15 protein-coding genes are annotated in these 13,199 nt (G+C 69.6%); 9 read left to right on the top strand and 6 right to left on the bottom strand.

Annotation, left to right across the window (positions count from 1 at the left end):
* The first annotated feature begins 30 nt into the window (after window positions 1-30).
* Both V2S04_RS07990 and V2S04_RS07985 read left to right on the top strand, forming a co-directional pair.
* On the top strand, window positions 31-387 hold the full coding sequence (locus V2S04_RS07990) for a sterol carrier family protein (RefSeq protein ID WP_413637982.1): 357 nt from the start codon (window positions 31-33) through the stop codon (window positions 385-387).
* 94 nt (window positions 388-481) lie between these two features.
* Window positions 482-805 carry a potassium transporter Trk gene (locus V2S04_RS07985; protein WP_313366308.1) on the top strand — a complete coding sequence of 108 codons (324 nt, stop codon included), beginning with the start codon at window positions 482-484 and terminating at the stop codon, window positions 803-805.
* 34 nt (window positions 806-839) lie between these two features.
* Here the strand turns inward: V2S04_RS07985 and V2S04_RS07980 are convergent, their stop codons facing one another.
* Both V2S04_RS07980 and V2S04_RS07975 read right to left on the bottom strand, forming a co-directional pair.
* Window positions 840-1,439: a zinc-binding alcohol dehydrogenase gene (locus V2S04_RS07980; protein WP_413637981.1), complete on the bottom strand. Its 600-nt coding sequence runs from the start codon at window positions 1,437-1,439 to the stop codon at window positions 840-842.
* Between the two features lie 73 nt (window positions 1,440-1,512).
* A complete protein-coding gene (locus tag V2S04_RS07975) occupies window positions 1,513-1,842 on the bottom strand; it encodes a hypothetical protein (protein WP_413637980.1) in 330 nt (109 codons plus the stop codon).
* A gap of 231 nt (window positions 1,843-2,073) precedes the next feature.
* Here V2S04_RS07975 and purM point away from each other — a divergent pair, with 231 nt between their 5' ends.
* Genes purM through V2S04_RS07960 form a run of 3 tightly spaced genes read left to right on the top strand, consistent with a single transcriptional unit; the run spans window position 2,074 to window position 5,968 of the window.
* Window positions 2,074-3,189 carry a phosphoribosylformylglycinamidine cyclo-ligase gene (gene purM, locus V2S04_RS07970; protein WP_413637979.1) on the top strand — a complete coding sequence of 372 codons (1,116 nt, stop codon included), beginning with the start codon at window positions 2,074-2,076 and terminating at the stop codon, window positions 3,187-3,189.
* Between the two features lie 5 nt (window positions 3,190-3,194).
* On the top strand, window positions 3,195-4,661 hold the full coding sequence (gene purF / locus V2S04_RS07965) for an amidophosphoribosyltransferase (protein ID WP_413637978.1): 1,467 nt from the start codon (window positions 3,195-3,197) through the stop codon (window positions 4,659-4,661).
* Entirely contained in the window at window positions 4,658-5,968 is a 1,311-nt protein-coding gene (locus V2S04_RS07960; RefSeq protein WP_413637977.1) for an MFS transporter, read from the top strand. Before purF ends, V2S04_RS07960 begins: the two co-directional genes overlap by 4 nt.
* Before the next feature lie 107 nt (window positions 5,969-6,075).
* Here V2S04_RS07960 and V2S04_RS07955 read toward each other — a convergent pair whose 3' ends face one another.
* The gene (locus V2S04_RS07955) at window positions 6,076-6,261 is read right to left on the bottom strand and encodes a DUF3073 domain-containing protein (RefSeq protein WP_099194886.1); all 186 of its coding nucleotides are present in this window, start codon (window positions 6,259-6,261) and stop codon (window positions 6,076-6,078) included.
* A 154-nt stretch (window positions 6,262-6,415) separates the two neighbouring features.
* On the opposite strand from V2S04_RS07955, the gene V2S04_RS07950 reads away from it, so the two are divergent.
* Both V2S04_RS07950 and V2S04_RS07945 read left to right on the top strand, forming a co-directional pair.
* On the top strand, window positions 6,416-6,958 hold the full coding sequence (locus tag V2S04_RS07950; RefSeq protein WP_413637976.1) for a universal stress protein: 543 nt from the start codon (window positions 6,416-6,418) through the stop codon (window positions 6,956-6,958).
* A gap of 77 nt (window positions 6,959-7,035) precedes the next feature.
* Window positions 7,036-8,217 carry an MFS transporter gene (locus V2S04_RS07945; protein WP_413637975.1) on the top strand — a complete coding sequence of 394 codons (1,182 nt, stop codon included), beginning with the start codon at window positions 7,036-7,038 and terminating at the stop codon, window positions 8,215-8,217.
* A 54-nt stretch (window positions 8,218-8,271) separates the two neighbouring features.
* Here V2S04_RS07945 and V2S04_RS07940 read toward each other — a convergent pair whose 3' ends face one another.
* Together V2S04_RS07940 and V2S04_RS07935 are read right to left on the bottom strand one after the other, a co-directional pair.
* Entirely contained in the window at window positions 8,272-8,907 is a 636-nt protein-coding gene (locus tag V2S04_RS07940; protein ID WP_413637974.1) for a PadR family transcriptional regulator, read from the bottom strand.
* Window positions 8,904-9,743 carry a DUF4097 family beta strand repeat-containing protein gene (locus V2S04_RS07935; protein WP_313366314.1) on the bottom strand — a complete coding sequence of 280 codons (840 nt, stop codon included), beginning with the start codon at window positions 9,741-9,743 and terminating at the stop codon, window positions 8,904-8,906. The genes V2S04_RS07940 and V2S04_RS07935 overlap by 4 nt, the downstream gene beginning before the upstream one ends.
* A 154-nt stretch (window positions 9,744-9,897) precedes the next feature.
* Between V2S04_RS07935 and V2S04_RS07930 the strand changes: the two genes are divergently transcribed.
* On the top strand, window positions 9,898-10,665 hold the full coding sequence (locus tag V2S04_RS07930; protein WP_413637973.1) for a MerR family transcriptional regulator: 768 nt from the start codon (window positions 9,898-9,900) through the stop codon (window positions 10,663-10,665).
* A 45-nt stretch (window positions 10,666-10,710) separates the two neighbouring features.
* On the opposite strand, the gene V2S04_RS07925 is transcribed toward V2S04_RS07930, so the two are convergent.
* Window positions 10,711-11,808, bottom strand: a complete 1,098-nt coding sequence (locus V2S04_RS07925) for a hypothetical protein (protein WP_413637972.1) — start codon at window positions 11,806-11,808, stop codon at window positions 10,711-10,713.
* Window positions 11,809-12,085: 277 nt separating this feature from the next.
* Between V2S04_RS07925 and V2S04_RS07920 the strand changes: the two genes are divergently transcribed.
* A complete protein-coding gene (locus tag V2S04_RS07920) occupies window positions 12,086-13,198 on the top strand; it encodes an ABC transporter permease (RefSeq protein ID WP_413637971.1) in 1,113 nt (370 codons plus the stop codon).
* Window position 13,199: the final 1 nt, after the last annotated feature.

Here is a 13,199-nt window from a genome sequence, read left to right as displayed (position 1 = left end):
CCGGAGCTGCGACGGCGTAGCCTGGGGGGCATGCCCGCACGCAGGATCGACATCGCCGCAGGGCGCGACGCTCTGGCCGTTGTCGCGGCGGGCGACGCCGCTCGTCCGGTCACCGCGACGGCGGTGCGGTACCTGCTGCAGCTTCTCGACGAGAAGGCGCCGGGCAACAGCGTCGAGGTGCGCGTGCCGCCGTTCGGCGCCGTGCAGGTCGTGCAGGGCCCTCGGCACACCCGCGGCACCCCGCCGAACGTGGTCGAGATGGACGCCGCGACCTGGATCGCGCTGGCGACGGGCGCCGAGCAGTGGTCGGATGCCGTCGCCGCCGGCCGAGTGACGGCCTCCGGCACCCGCGCCGACCTCTCCGACCTCCTGCCGCTGCGCCCCTGACGCCCCCACCCTCGGCGCCCTCGACGCCATGACGGAGGGGGCAAGGGGGAGAGAATCCCGCGACGACATAGGTGCGGCGTGGGAGAATGGGAGCATGTCCAGCACACCCAGCCACTCCACGGTCGAAGCGACGATCCGGCCGGTGCCGCGCTACGGCGTGTTCATGGTCACGGGCGTCGTGCTGGGTGTCATCGTCGCCGGCATCCTGACCCTGCTCGGCTCGTACGAGCCGTCTGCCGCGCTCGGGGTCGTCTACCCTCCCGGGCAGGTGTTCGGCTTCGCGCTGCTGTGGACCGTGCCGATCGGCATCGCACTCGGCGGCATCGTGGCGGTCGTCCTCGACCGGGTCGCGCGCAAGCACGCCCGCGTGGTGACCGTCGAGCACGAGCGCGTCGTCGAGAACGACGACCAGGCCTGAGATCGGTCGACTCTGAGGCCAGGCGGCTCCGCGATCAGGCCAGCTCCGCGATCACCGGTCGCATCGCCGCGTCGAAGGCGACCACATCGCGTCGCAGCCCGTCGGTGACCGCGACGCTCAGCGCGCCGATCCACCAGATGCCGCGCTGCGTGAACGGCAGTACCTGCACGTTCAGCTCGAACGAATGCGCGCGGCGTCCGATGTCGCGCTCGAACTCGGCGATCGCGCTGGCGTAAGCGCGATACGCCCCGCCCGATGAGCTGACCGAGTCGACGTACCTGTTGTGCGCGCGCTGGGCGTAGTGCAGCACCGTCTGCGCGTGCGGCACGATCGCCGCGCGCAGCTCTTCGGCGCCGGTGGTCGGCAGTGCGATGAGGGTGTCGAAGCCCTCGACGAGATCGAGCGGCACCTCGGAGCGGTGGGCGCGCGGCTCGACCGTCATGTCCCAGTAGTCGCGCCACTGCTTCTCGAGCGCGTCGTCGACCTCGGTGGCGTCGGGGCGACGCACGTCGAGGCCGCGCAGAGCCGGCAGATCCTCCGGGGCCCGGATGCCGAGCAGCTGGCGCAGCGCGAGCGCGACCAGCACCGAGGTGCCGGCGTCTTCGCGGATCAGCCACTGCGGCTTGTCGACCATGGCCCCCATCGTAGGGTCCTTCGGGACGTTGCGCGCGGCTCTTGCGAGAGGCGACGAAAGTGCGGTCGGATGCTCAGCGACGGCGGGAGAGGATGCGGCGGCGCAGCCGCTCACGGCTGCGTGACGGCGGGCGGGTGGCATCCACCAGCGCCTGCCGAGCCGCGGCGAGGCTGGGATAGCTGCCGATGCGGCGGCTGTGGCTGTCATGCACCACATGGGCTGTGTCGTCGACGGTCACGAAGCCGGCGAACTCGCCCCGGCTGGTCGCGACGAAGACGTCGTGGTCGGCCTGACGCCACGCCAGCTCGGCGGGGGCGGCCGTGTCGGCGGTCGAAGATTCGGGGGTCGGATTCGGGTCGTGGACGGGCACGCCGGAGCGCGCGGAAGTGCTGGTACTGCTCATGATCTCTGGTCTGTCGGCGGGCGGCATGCTGCCGCCTGTGGGTCAGCCGGGGCGCCAGGATCCGCGTCGGTGCGGATCGGCCACTCATGCCCGGCCAGAATGCGTGCGCTGCGCCGGTGAGATACGGCGGAACTTCGCGCAACCACTCATGGTATCAGATGAGAGGCCATCAGCGCTCGCCGCTGTCGAAATGCGGGGTCTGCGCATCCCGTGGGCCGGTAGGCTTGACGTGTGGCAGACTCTCCCACCAATCCCTACGCCCGAGCCGGTGTCGACACCGCTGCAGGCGACCTGGCCGTCGAGCTCATGAAGGCGTCGGTGCGCGCGACGCACGGCCCCGAGGTGCTGGGAGGTGTGGGTGGCTTCGCGGGCATGTTCGATGCCAGCGCGCTGCTCGGCTACACGCGTCCGCTGCTGGCCAGCAGCACCGACGGCGTCGGCACCAAGGTCGCGATCGCGCAGGCCATCGACAAGCACGACACGATCGGCCAGGACCTGGTCGGCATGGTCGTCGACGACATCGTCGTGGTCGGCGCCAAGCCGCTGTTCATGACCGATTACATCGCCTGCGGCAAGGTCGTCCCCGAGCGCATCGCCGACATCGTGCGCGGCATCGCCGAGGCGTGCTCGGCGACGGGCACCGCTCTGGTCGGCGGAGAGACCGCCGAGCATCCGGGTCTGCTGGGACCGCGCGACTACGACGTCGCGGGAGCGGCGACCGGAGTCGTGGAGGCGGATGCCCTGCTCGGCGCGCACCTGGTGCAGGATGGCGACGCGGTGATCGCGCTCGGATCGAGCGGGCTGCACTCCAACGGCTACTCGCTGGTTCGCCACATCGTCGCGAACGCGGGGATCGGCTACGGCGACAACGCCGCCGACTTCGGCACCACGTGGGGTGAGGCGCTGCTCGAGCCGACCCGGCTGTACACGACCCCCCTGCTGAAGCTGCTCGAGGCCGTGCCGAACGGCATCCACTCGCTGAGCCACGTGACCGGCGGCGGCATCGCCGCCAACCTCGCCCGGGTGCTGCCGCAGGGCAGCTGGGCCGAGGTCGACCGCTCGACGTGGACACCCAGCCCCGTCTTCCAGGTTCTGGCCGATGTCGCCGGCACGCCGATCGTCGACACCGAGGGCACCTGGAACCTCGGCATCGGATTCCTCGCTGTCGTCGCCGCAGACAGAGCCGATGCCGCGATCGCCGCGATCGGCTCGCAGGGGATCGCCGCATGGCAGGTCGCGACGGTGCGCACCGGCGCGCGTCCCGAAGGTGAATTCGAAGAGGGCGCCAAGGGCGTCGACGGCGGGGCAGTGCGCCTGGTGGGCGCATACGCGGACGGAGCGAAGTAACACCCATGTGCGGCATCGTCGGAATGGTCGGCAACGGACCGGTCAACCAGGACATCTACGACGCCCTGCTGCTGCTGCAGCACCGCGGACAGGATGCCACTGGCATCGCCACCGCGGAGCCGAACGGCGTCATGCACATGGCGAAGGCCGAGGGCATGGTGCGTGAGGCGTTCCGCACCCGCGACATGCGCTCGCTGCTGGGGAGCACCGGCCTCGGCCACGTGCGGTACGCGACGAAGGGCACCGCCTCGAGCGAGGAGGAGATGCAGCCGTTCTACGTGAACGCGCCGTACGGCATCGTGCTCATCCACAACGGCAACCTCACCAACACGCGTGAGCTGACCGCCGACATGGCCGAGCGCTATCGCCGGCACCTGAACTCGTCGAGCGACACCGAGCTGCTGCTGAACGTGCTCGCCGGCGAGCTCCAGACCACCACCTCGACGGTCGATCTGGACGCCGATCGCATCTTCGACGCCGTCGAGCGCACCCACACGCGCATCGAGGGCGCGTACGCGGTGATCGCGATCATCGCCGGCTACGGTCTTCTCGCGTTCCGCGATCCCTTCGGCATCCGCCCGCTCATCCTCGGCCGCCGGGCGGCGACATCCGCCGACGGTCACGACGAGTGGGTCGTCACCAGCGAGTCGCTCGTGCTCGAGAACGCGGACTACGAGATCGTCCGCGAGGTCGAGCCAGGTGAGGCCGTCTTCATCACGAACGACGGCGAGCTGTTCACCCGGCAGTGCGCGGCGAACCCGCAGCTGGTGCCCTGCGCGTTCGAGTACGTGTACCTCGCCCGCCCGGATTCGGTGATGAACGGCGTCTCGGTGTACGAATCGCGCCTGCGCATGGGCGACCGGCTGGCCGACACGATCGCGAAGCACGTGCCGCTCGACGAGATCGACGTGGTCATGCCCATCCCCGACTCGTCGCGTCCGTCGGCGATGGAGGTCGCCCGCAAGCTCGGCAAGGAGTACCGCGAGGGCTTCTACAAGAACCGCTACGTGGGCCGCACGTTCATCATGCCCGGCCAGGCGGTGCGCAAGAAGAGCGTGCGGCAGAAGCTCAACGCGATGTCGGCGGAGTTCCGCGGCAAGAACGTGCTGCTCATCGACGACTCGATCGTGCGCGGCACCACCAGCAAGCAGATCATCCAGATGGCTCGGGATGCCGGGGCCACGTCGGTCATCTTCGCGTCTGCGGCTCCTCCCGTGCGCCACCCGCACGTGTACGGCATCAACATGCCGTCGCGTCATGAGCTCATCGCCCACGACCGCACGATCCCCGAGATCGCGGAGGAGCTCGGCTGCGACCGCATCGTGTACCAGGAGGTCGACGACCTCAAGGAGGCGATCATCGAGGGCTCCGAGCTGACCGATCTCGACATGAGCTGCTTCGACGGACGCTACGTCACGGGCACCGTCACGCCCGAGTATCTCGCCTGGGTCGAGCAGTCGCAGTCGTCGTGACGTCGGCGCGGCCGCTCTGGCGCGGCAGGGCCCTGGCTGTCATCGGCATCCTGCTCTGCGCGTTCTCGCTGCGCTCCGCTGTCGCCTCGCTCTCGCCCGTCGTCGAGCTCATCGGCGACGACTTCGAGGTCTCGCCCGCCGTGCTCGGCGTGATCGGCACGCTGCCGCCGGCCTGCTTCGCGGTGTTCGGCATCCTGACGCCGATGCTCGAGCGCAGGCTGGGCATCGAGCGCCTCACGGTCATCGCCCTCGCCGCGATCACGGCCGGACTCGTCGGTCGCGGGCTGGCTGTCGACTCGGTCGGTCTGCTGGCCGGCACCGCCGTGATCTTCGCCGGCGTCGGGATGGCGAACATCCTCCTGCCGCCACTGGTGAAGAAGTTCTTCGCCGACCGCATCGGCGTGATGATGACCGTCTACACGACGACGATGGCGTTCTCGACCTTCCTGCCGCCGCTGGTCGCCGTGCCGGTGGCGGATGCCATGGGCTGGCGCTTCTCGATGGCGATGTGGGCGGCGTTCGCCCTCGCCGGCGTCATCCCGTGGATCGTGATGCTGCTGCGCCCGGCCACCCCGGCCGTCGCGGACCGCCGCGCACCCGGGCATCCGGTCGCTGCGCGGACGACGGAACCCGACGACGCCGAGGCCGTGTTCGCCGCCACCGGGCCGATCGCCACCGCTCCGACGAACCTCCGCCTGTTCGCGCGCCTCGCGCGCATCCCGCTGGTGTGGGCGCTGGCGCTGACGTTCGCGACCTCGTCGACGATGGCGTACGTGTCGTTCGCCTGGCTGCCGTCGATCCTCATCGACACGGCCGGGGTGGATGCCGCGACCGCGGGCTTCCTATTGTCGCTGTGGGCGTTCATCGGCCTGCCCGCATCGCTGATCGTCCCGGTGCTCGTGGTCCGCTTCCAGGCGACGCGTCTGCTGTTCGTCGTCGGCTCGCTGACGGCTCTGACCGGCCTCGTCGGCCTGATGCTCGCGCCCCTGCCCGAGCTCCTGTGGCTCTGGATGACCCTGTTCGGCATGGTGGGGCTGCTCTTCCCCCTGGCGCTGGTGCTGATCAGCATCCGCTCGCGCACCCCCGAGAGCGCCGTGCTGCTGTCGAGTTTCGTGCAGAGTGCCGGCTACGTTCTCGCGGCGATCTTCCCGCTGCTCGTCGGCGTCCTGCACGACGCGACCGGAGGCTGGACGGTGCCGCTCATCGCGGTCGCGGCAGTGCTGGTGATCACCTTCCCCGCGGGGATCATCGCCGGCCGCCGGGTCACCGTCGAAGACGAGTGGGAGCGCCGGCACGGGCGCTGGTGAGCCGGCTCAGGGGCTGGTGCGCGGTCACGCGCGACGCTCCCGAGCAACGACGAAACCCTGGTCGACACGGCGTGCGCCGGTCGCCAGGGTTCGAGATGAAGCCGAGATCAGGCTCGCTCGAGTTCGTCTTCGTCTTCGTCCGCGTACATGTCAGCCCACTTGTCGACGTACTGATCGTCGGAAGTCGGATGCCCGAGCTCACTCTCCAGTGCGGAGAAGTTCACGTCGGGACTGTACGACTTGAGTTCGCGGGCGATCTTGGTGTGCTTCGCCTTCTGACGGCCACGGCCCATGCGCGAGACCCCCTTTTACGAGTTCAGCAGCGGGCTTGTGCAGGGCCCGATGATATTCACGGCACCGGCTTGCGGCCGGTAAGAGTAGCATTCAGGATAGCACGCACGCCAGAGCATCCGGCCGTCCTGCGGCCGCTCCGCCGGAAGGATCGACATGACGGATTCAACGACCAGGGCATCTGAGGAAGCGGCGCAGAATGCGGCACTGCAGAAGGCGGTGATCGTGGGCATCCAGCCGGGTCAGCCGCCGCACGTTCTCGAGGAGGCGCTGCGATACGCGCGACTGCTGAGCGCGCCGCTCGTCGTGGTGCACGTCGACGTGACGCGCTTCGTCACCTACGAGGATCCGGACGGCTACGTGCACTCGGCGCCGATCGATCTCAACCTCGACGCCGGCGCCGCCGAGTTCGAAGAAGTGCAGCGCGCCGCCGAGCAGGCTCTCGCCGATGTCGACGTGCCGTGGACGGCACGTCAGCTGGTCGGCGACCCCGCCCTGGCGATCAAGCAGCTGGCCGACAAGCTCGACGCCCAGCTGATCGTGGTCGGCACCCGCAAGCGCGGCATCGGCGAGTCGATCCGCGAGTTCTTCACCGGATCGGTGGCCGCTCGCCTCGCGCACCGTCAGCATCGCTCGGTGCTGGTCGTGCCGCAGGGGGAGTCGGTGCCCGACGACCAGAAGGACATCTGGACGGAGTAGCACCCCGGGGTGCTCGGACCGCTCCGGCCCGCGGAACCGATTGGCGAGCGGCAATCGTCACGGACTTCAATGGACGAGTGAACCTCCCCACCCGTCGCGCGTTCGCGCTCATGCTGATCGCGCTGCTGCTGCTCGCGGTGAACCTGCGGCTCGCGGTGACGACGGCGTCGGTGCTGCTGCCGCTGCTGATCGACGAGGGCGCGCTCACGCCGCAGGCGGCGATCATCATCCCGGCGCTGCCCACGGCGATGTTCGCCGTCGGCGGTGTGTTCACACCATGGCTGAGTCGGCGGATCGGCGCCGTCGCGGCGGTCACCTGGGCGATGGCCGCCGTCGCGATCGGGATGCTCGTGCGCTTCGTGCCCGACTCGATCGCCATCGTGGGCGGCACGGTGCTCGCCACGGCCGGCATCGCGATCGTCAACGTCATGCTGCCGGCGCTCGTCCGCGCCACGAGCGGCAGGCGCATGCGGTCTGTGACCACCGCGTACACGACGGTTCTGTCGGGCTCGGCGGCCATCGGCGCCGCCGCCGCCGTGCCCGTCGCGCACGCGTTCGGGTCGGCGACCCTCAGCCTCGGATCTTGGACGCTGTTCGCCGTCGTCGCGCTCGTGGCGTGGGTCGCCGCGGCGCGCGGTCGCGATGTCGACGGAGCCCTCGCCCCGCCCGTGTCGCAGAAGCGCACCCCGCTGCCGCCTGGCACCTGGGCTCTCACCGGGTTCTTCGCCCTGCAGGCCCTGCTGGCGTTCGTCATCATGGGCTGGCTGCCGACCATCGCCGTCGAGACCGGGATCAGCCCCGCCCGCGCCGGCGTGCTGCTCGGCATCGTGATCATGGTCAGCATCCCCGCCGGCATCGTCGCCGTGAGCATGGCGCACACGCTGCGCGGCGTGCGCGTGGGCGTCATCGCCGTGTCGCTGGGCACCGCCGCCGGCGTGCTCGGACTGTGGCTCGCCCCGTCGGCCGCTCCCGAGCTGTGGGCCGTGCTGATGGGCATCGGGATGGCGGCGTTCCCCCTGACCCTCGCGCTGATCGCACGCGCGGGCAGCGGGGCGGCGGAGGCGACCCGCGTCTCGGGTGTGGCGCAGGGTCTCGGTTACGCCCTCTCCACCGTCGGGCCGCTCGGGGCCGGCGCCTGGTACAGCGCGGGCGGCGAATGGGGCCCCGTCCTCGTCGTGATGATCATCGGCGCGGTGCTGCAGGGGATCATCGGCCTGGCGCTGGCATCCGCTCCGCCCGCCAAGGCCGAGGCAGCTTGACGCGACGAGGCCCCGCCCCCGCCCGAGGGGCGGAAGACGGGGCCTCGCGTCGGCCTACTGCTCGGTCGACAGGGTGCTCAGCGCCCGGGTGACCGCGCGGGCCGCGTCGTCCATCGCCTTCTCGAGGTCGGTGACGACGGATGCCGGAAGCGAGCCTCCGCGGGCGACGTGCGTGCGCAGGTCGGTGCGCAGCTGCGCACGGAAGGCATTGATCGAGGCATCCGCCCGCTGCAGGTGCTCGCGGCTGGTGGCGCGGTCGTCGCTCATGCCGTCGAAGCGCGGTCGCGACTTCGAGGCGCGATGCTCCTCGTGCGCGGCGGTGGCGAGGTCGGCGCGCAGACTGCGCATGGCATCCTGCACGCTCTGACGCACCTCGTTCGCGATCAGTCGCACTGAGTCGGCGAGACCCTGCTCGATGCCGGCCAGGTCGCCCTCACGGGCGGCGAGCTCGGCCCGACCGGCGTCGGTGATCGCGTAGATGGTGGTGCGGCCGTCGACGGTCTTGGTGACCAGGCCCTCCTCCTCGAGCTTCGCCAGGCGCGGGTAGATCGTGCCGGCGCTGGGCGTGTACGTGCCGCCCGTGCGGTCGGTGAGCGCCTGGATGATGCCGTAGCCGTGCTGCGGCGCCTCGGCCAGCAGCGAGAGCAGGTACAGGCGCAGATCGCCGTGCGAGAACACCGCGGGGCTCATGATTCCCACTCCGCGTCGTCGGCCACCGACACCTGAGGGCGACGCAGCACGGTGACGCCGCCCGAGACCGAGTTCGCCCGCACGTCGACGAAGCTGCCCGCGAGCTCGCCCACCTGACCGGAGTAGCTGCTCGGCCCGCCGCTGGAGCGCTCGACGCCGTCGACCATGAGCCTGCCGCTCATGCTCCGCAAAACGTAGTTGGCGGGCAGGGTCTCGTCGAGGCGCACGGTCATGCCGCCTGAGACGGTGTTGAGGTTGATGGTGTTCATGTCGCCGATCGCGTCGACGAGGATCGAGCCCGAGACCGTGTCGACGGTGGCCTTGCGCATGCTGCCGGTCACCGCGACATCGCCCGAGACGCTGTTGGCGTTGATCGAGCCGGTCAGGCCGCGCACCTGCACGTCGCCCGACACGGAGTTGGTGGTCAGGTCGCCGGTGATGCCGTCGGCGATGAGGTCGCCGGAGACGGTGTTGAGCTTGGCGTCGTTGCGGATGCCCGAGATGAGGGCGCCCGCGCTGACGACGCCGAGGGTGAGCGCGATGGCGCGCGGGACGGCGATGCTGATCTCGGCCTTCGGCCCGCCGGCACCGAAGTTGCGGAACACGTCGAGGAAGTTGTCCCACCCGATCTGCGGGTGGTCGATCTCGACCTGGGTGCCGTCGGATTCGATGCGCAGATCCTTGACGGTGACGCCGTGCACTTCGATGCGGATGCCCGGTTCGTCGTGCGCGATCACATCGACCTGTCCGCCGACGAGTCCCACCTTCAGGCGGGAGGCGGACTCGATGTCGATGACGCGTTCCTCACCGGGGGCGATGAGCCACTTCTCGGTCATGGGATTCTCCTTGTCGAGCGATATCAAGATATATCGCGTGTTGCGACGATAACACGATATATCTCGAATGGGAACCCCGACCTGAGATAAAGGCGCTTGACCTTGACGCAGCGTCAACCTCTAGCGTGGGCGTATCGACGAGAGGAGGGATTCCGTGGACTGGTCCATTCAGCAGATCGCCCGGCTGGCAGGCACGACGAGTCGCACCCTGCGGCACTACGACGCGATCGGACTGCTGGCACCGTCGCGCATCGCATCCAACGGGTACCGGCACTACGACCAGGCGGCGCTGGTGCGACTGCAGCGCATCCTGCTGCTGCGTGAGCTCGGGCTGGGCCTGCCGCAGATCGCCGAGGTGCTCGGGCGGTCGACGTCGGAGGCATCCGCTCTCGAGACGCATCTCGCCTGGCTGCGCCAGGAGCAGCAGCGGATGCTTCGGCAGATCGCCTCCGTCGAGAACACCATCACCGCACTGAGAGAGGGGGACGAGATCATGGCCGAGAACATGTTCGACGGTTTCGATCACACGCAGTACCAGGACGAGGTCGAACAGCGTTGGGGTCGGAAGGCCTATGCTGACGGCGACCGCTGGTGGCGGGGCATGAGCGCCGATGAGCGCCACGACTGGCAGCAGCGCGCCGCCGACCTGGGCAGCGCGTGGGTCGCCGCCGCCGAGAGCGGCGTCGACCCCGCGTCCGACGAAGCGCAGGGCATCGCCCGCCGCCACGTCGAGTGGCTCACGGGCATCCCGGGCACGCCGGCCGCCTCTGGGCACGACGTCAAGGCGTACGTGATCGGACTCGGTGAGATGTACGTCGCCGACCCGCGTTTCGGCGCGAACTACGCCACGAGCGCGGGCGGCACGGCCGGCGCCGAGTTCGTGCGCGACGCGCTGCGCGTCTACGCCGAGGCGAACCTGTAAGACGCGCAGGCGGGGCGGGGTCGCGCCCGCCCCGCCCGTTTCGCGTCAGGACGCCTCGTCGAACACCCGTCGGCCGACCGCCGTGTCGGTGAGCCGCCAGTCGGTCTCCTTCACGGTGTGGAAGAAGTTCACGAACGATGCGCCGGCGTCGCGGGCGCGGCGGATCAGCATCCGCGACCAGCCCTCCTGCGTGATCCAGTCGTCGGCCGTCGCCTCGTAGGGCGGGTTCTCGGGCCACTGGAACACCCAGGTGCCCCACGCCGCGTACTGCGACCCGCCGGAGAGGAACGAGGTCGGGTCGGCGGGCGCCGATGCCGCCTCGGCGATGCCCCACGGCTTGCCGGCGGCGAGCTTCTTCAGGCGCACGACCGGGCCGTCGGATCGGGTGAATCCGAACACGTCCTCGGTGCTCTGCCATCCGGGCGACTGCGGGCGGGCCTCGCCCCAGTTGAAGCCGTCCAGCGCCAGCGCGTCGACATACGCGGCGCCCGGGTAGTACGACTCGAACGGGTAGGGCCCGGCGCCGTAGTTCAGCGGGTTCCAGAGGAAGACCAGCTGCGGGGCGATCGCCTGCTTGAGCGCGTACACATGACGCCACATGGCGATGTAGTCGGTCGGGGTCGTGGTCGCCTTCTCCCCCGCCTGGCTCGACCAGGGGCGCGCGGAGTCGTCCATCTCGGGCGCGAAGCGCACGATGATCTCGGCGTCCGCCGTGCGGGTGGCGGCCTCGCGCAGCCAGGCCTTCAGCTGCGCGTCGTAGGCGCCGGCCGCGATGCGACGCGGGGCGAACTCCGGCTGCTGGTCGGCCGGTCGGCTCCAGTCCCACGGCTCCCAGGCGATGAGCAGAGCGGACCCCCGTGCCGCTGCGGCATCGGCGTAGGAGTGTGGGAACTGCGGCGACTGCACGAAGTCGACGTACGTCGACAGCATGCCGTTCGCGCGCCCGAACGCGGTCTCCTCGGCCGCCATCGTGCTGAGATCGTGCGACGCCCAGCCCAGCAGCATCTGCTGGTCGGCGTCGCGGATGCTCGCGGGCGCCGTGGTCTGCGCGGTCGCCGCGCTCGTCCCGGATAACGCCAGGGCGACGGAGGCGACGAGCGCCCCCATCATCCGGGCATGACTGAATCGGCCTGTTCTGGCCATGTGCTTCCTCCGGTGTCCACCGCCCCGCACGGCGCAGAGCGCAACCCTCTCATTCTCCGGGTCGGAGGTCCCCAGGAGAAGAGGGAAGATCGCGTCGGCGAGTGCGCATCCGCGCCGGGCGAGCGTCATGCCGTATCGGTTTGATTGTGCAAATTTGATTTGTCAGGCATGCTGTGTTTATCGTTTAACAACGCATAAGCAATCAGCGGCGATTCTCACCCCCGGCTGTCAGCCGTCGCCGTTCCGACACTCCACAGACGGACCGAGAGGCGGCGACGTGGCCACCATCAGACCTGACAATGCCGCGGCTGTGAGCTCGCGCACATCGGCTCCGCTCGGGCCGGTCGAACCGCAGGGCGAGCTCGACGCCGCACCCCGCACGGGCAGTCGACGCGGCGGCGGCTTCCTGCTCAAGCGAGCCGGCTTCTACCTGGCGACAGCGTGGGTCGCGATCACGATCAACTTCTTCGTGCCCCGCCTGATGCCCGGCGATCCCGCGCAGACACTGGCGCTGCAGATCACGCGACAGACGGGCGCGAGTCTCACGCCCGAGATGATCCAGTCGATCCGCAACCTCTACGGCGACCCGAACGTCAACCTGCTGCAGCAGTATCTGGACTATCTTTCGAGCGTCTTCACTCTCGACTTCGGCCTCGCGGTGTCGCGGTATCCGGTTCCGGTCATCGAGCTCATCGGCGGTGCGCTCCCGTGGACGCTCTTCCTCGTCGGCGTCTCGACCATCGTGGCGTGGGCCATCGGAACGGCCCTGGGCATCCTGGTCGGCTACCGTCCGGGCTCCCGTCTCGACACCTGGCTGACGCCGATCTCCCAGTTCTTCTCGTCCACCCCGTCATTCTGGGTGGCCCTGATCCTGCTGTGGGTGTTCGCGCTCACTCTGGGCTGGTTCCCCTCGTCGGGCGGGTACAGCCCTGACGTGCCGTTCCAGCTGAACAACTTCTGGTTCCTGCTCTCGGTCCTCGAGTACGCCGCACTGCCCATCCTCACGGGCGTCTTCGTCGGTTTCTCGGGATGGATGTTCTCGATGCGCAACATGATGGTCACCACCACCAGCGAGGACTTCGTCACGCTCGCCAGGGCGAAGGGGCTCAGCAGCTCGCGGGTCATCTTCCGCTATGCCGCCCGCAACGCGATGCTGCCGAACGTCACGGGCCTGGCCACCGCCATCGGCGGGATCCTCGGCGGCGTCGTGCTGACCGAGATCGTGTTCACCTACCCGGGCATGGGGTACCTGCTCTACCAGGCGATCACCACCAAGGACTACCCGCTGATGCAGGCGATCTTCCTCATCATCGTCCTGGCCGTGCTCGTGGCGAACTTCATCGCCGACTCGCTCTACGTCCTGCTCGATCCTCGCACCCGGGAGTCCTGAG

Origin of the sequence: Microbacterium sp. OR21 (assembly GCF_047306785.1) — a bacterium.
Lineage (GTDB): Bacteria > Actinomycetota > Actinomycetes > Actinomycetales > Microbacteriaceae > Microbacterium > Microbacterium esteraromaticum_E.
The sequence above is the reverse complement of the archived record's forward strand: the minus strand, read 5'-3'. Positions and strand labels throughout refer to the sequence as shown.

What these genes read in the sequence shown, in the direction of transcription:
- purF (WP_413637978.1), top strand. Translation starts at nt 3,195, where the DNA reads ATGTGCGGCATCGTCGGAATGGTCGGCAACGGACCGGTCAACCAGGAC.
- V2S04_RS07925 (WP_413637972.1), bottom strand. Translation starts at nt 11,808, where the DNA reads ATGGCCAGAACAGGCCGATTCAGTCATGCCCGGATGATGGGGGCGCTC.
- V2S04_RS07975 (WP_413637980.1), bottom strand. Translation starts at nt 1,842, where the DNA reads ATGAGCAGTACCAGCACTTCCGCGCGCTCCGGCGTGCCCGTCCACGAC.
- V2S04_RS07990 (WP_413637982.1), top strand. Translation starts at nt 31, where the DNA reads ATGCCCGCACGCAGGATCGACATCGCCGCAGGGCGCGACGCTCTGGCC.
- V2S04_RS07940 (WP_413637974.1), bottom strand. Translation starts at nt 8,907, where the DNA reads ATGAGCCCCGCGGTGTTCTCGCACGGCGATCTGCGCCTGTACCTGCTC.
- V2S04_RS07950 (WP_413637976.1), top strand. Translation starts at nt 6,416, where the DNA reads ATGACGGATTCAACGACCAGGGCATCTGAGGAAGCGGCGCAGAATGCG.
- V2S04_RS07955 (WP_099194886.1), bottom strand. Translation starts at nt 6,261, where the DNA reads ATGGGCCGTGGCCGTCAGAAGGCGAAGCACACCAAGATCGCCCGCGAA.
- V2S04_RS07985 (WP_313366308.1), top strand. Translation starts at nt 482, where the DNA reads ATGTCCAGCACACCCAGCCACTCCACGGTCGAAGCGACGATCCGGCCG.
- V2S04_RS07935 (WP_313366314.1), bottom strand. Translation starts at nt 9,743, where the DNA reads ATGACCGAGAAGTGGCTCATCGCCCCCGGTGAGGAACGCGTCATCGAC.
- V2S04_RS07980 (WP_413637981.1), bottom strand. Translation starts at nt 1,439, where the DNA reads ATGGTCGACAAGCCGCAGTGGCTGATCCGCGAAGACGCCGGCACCTCG.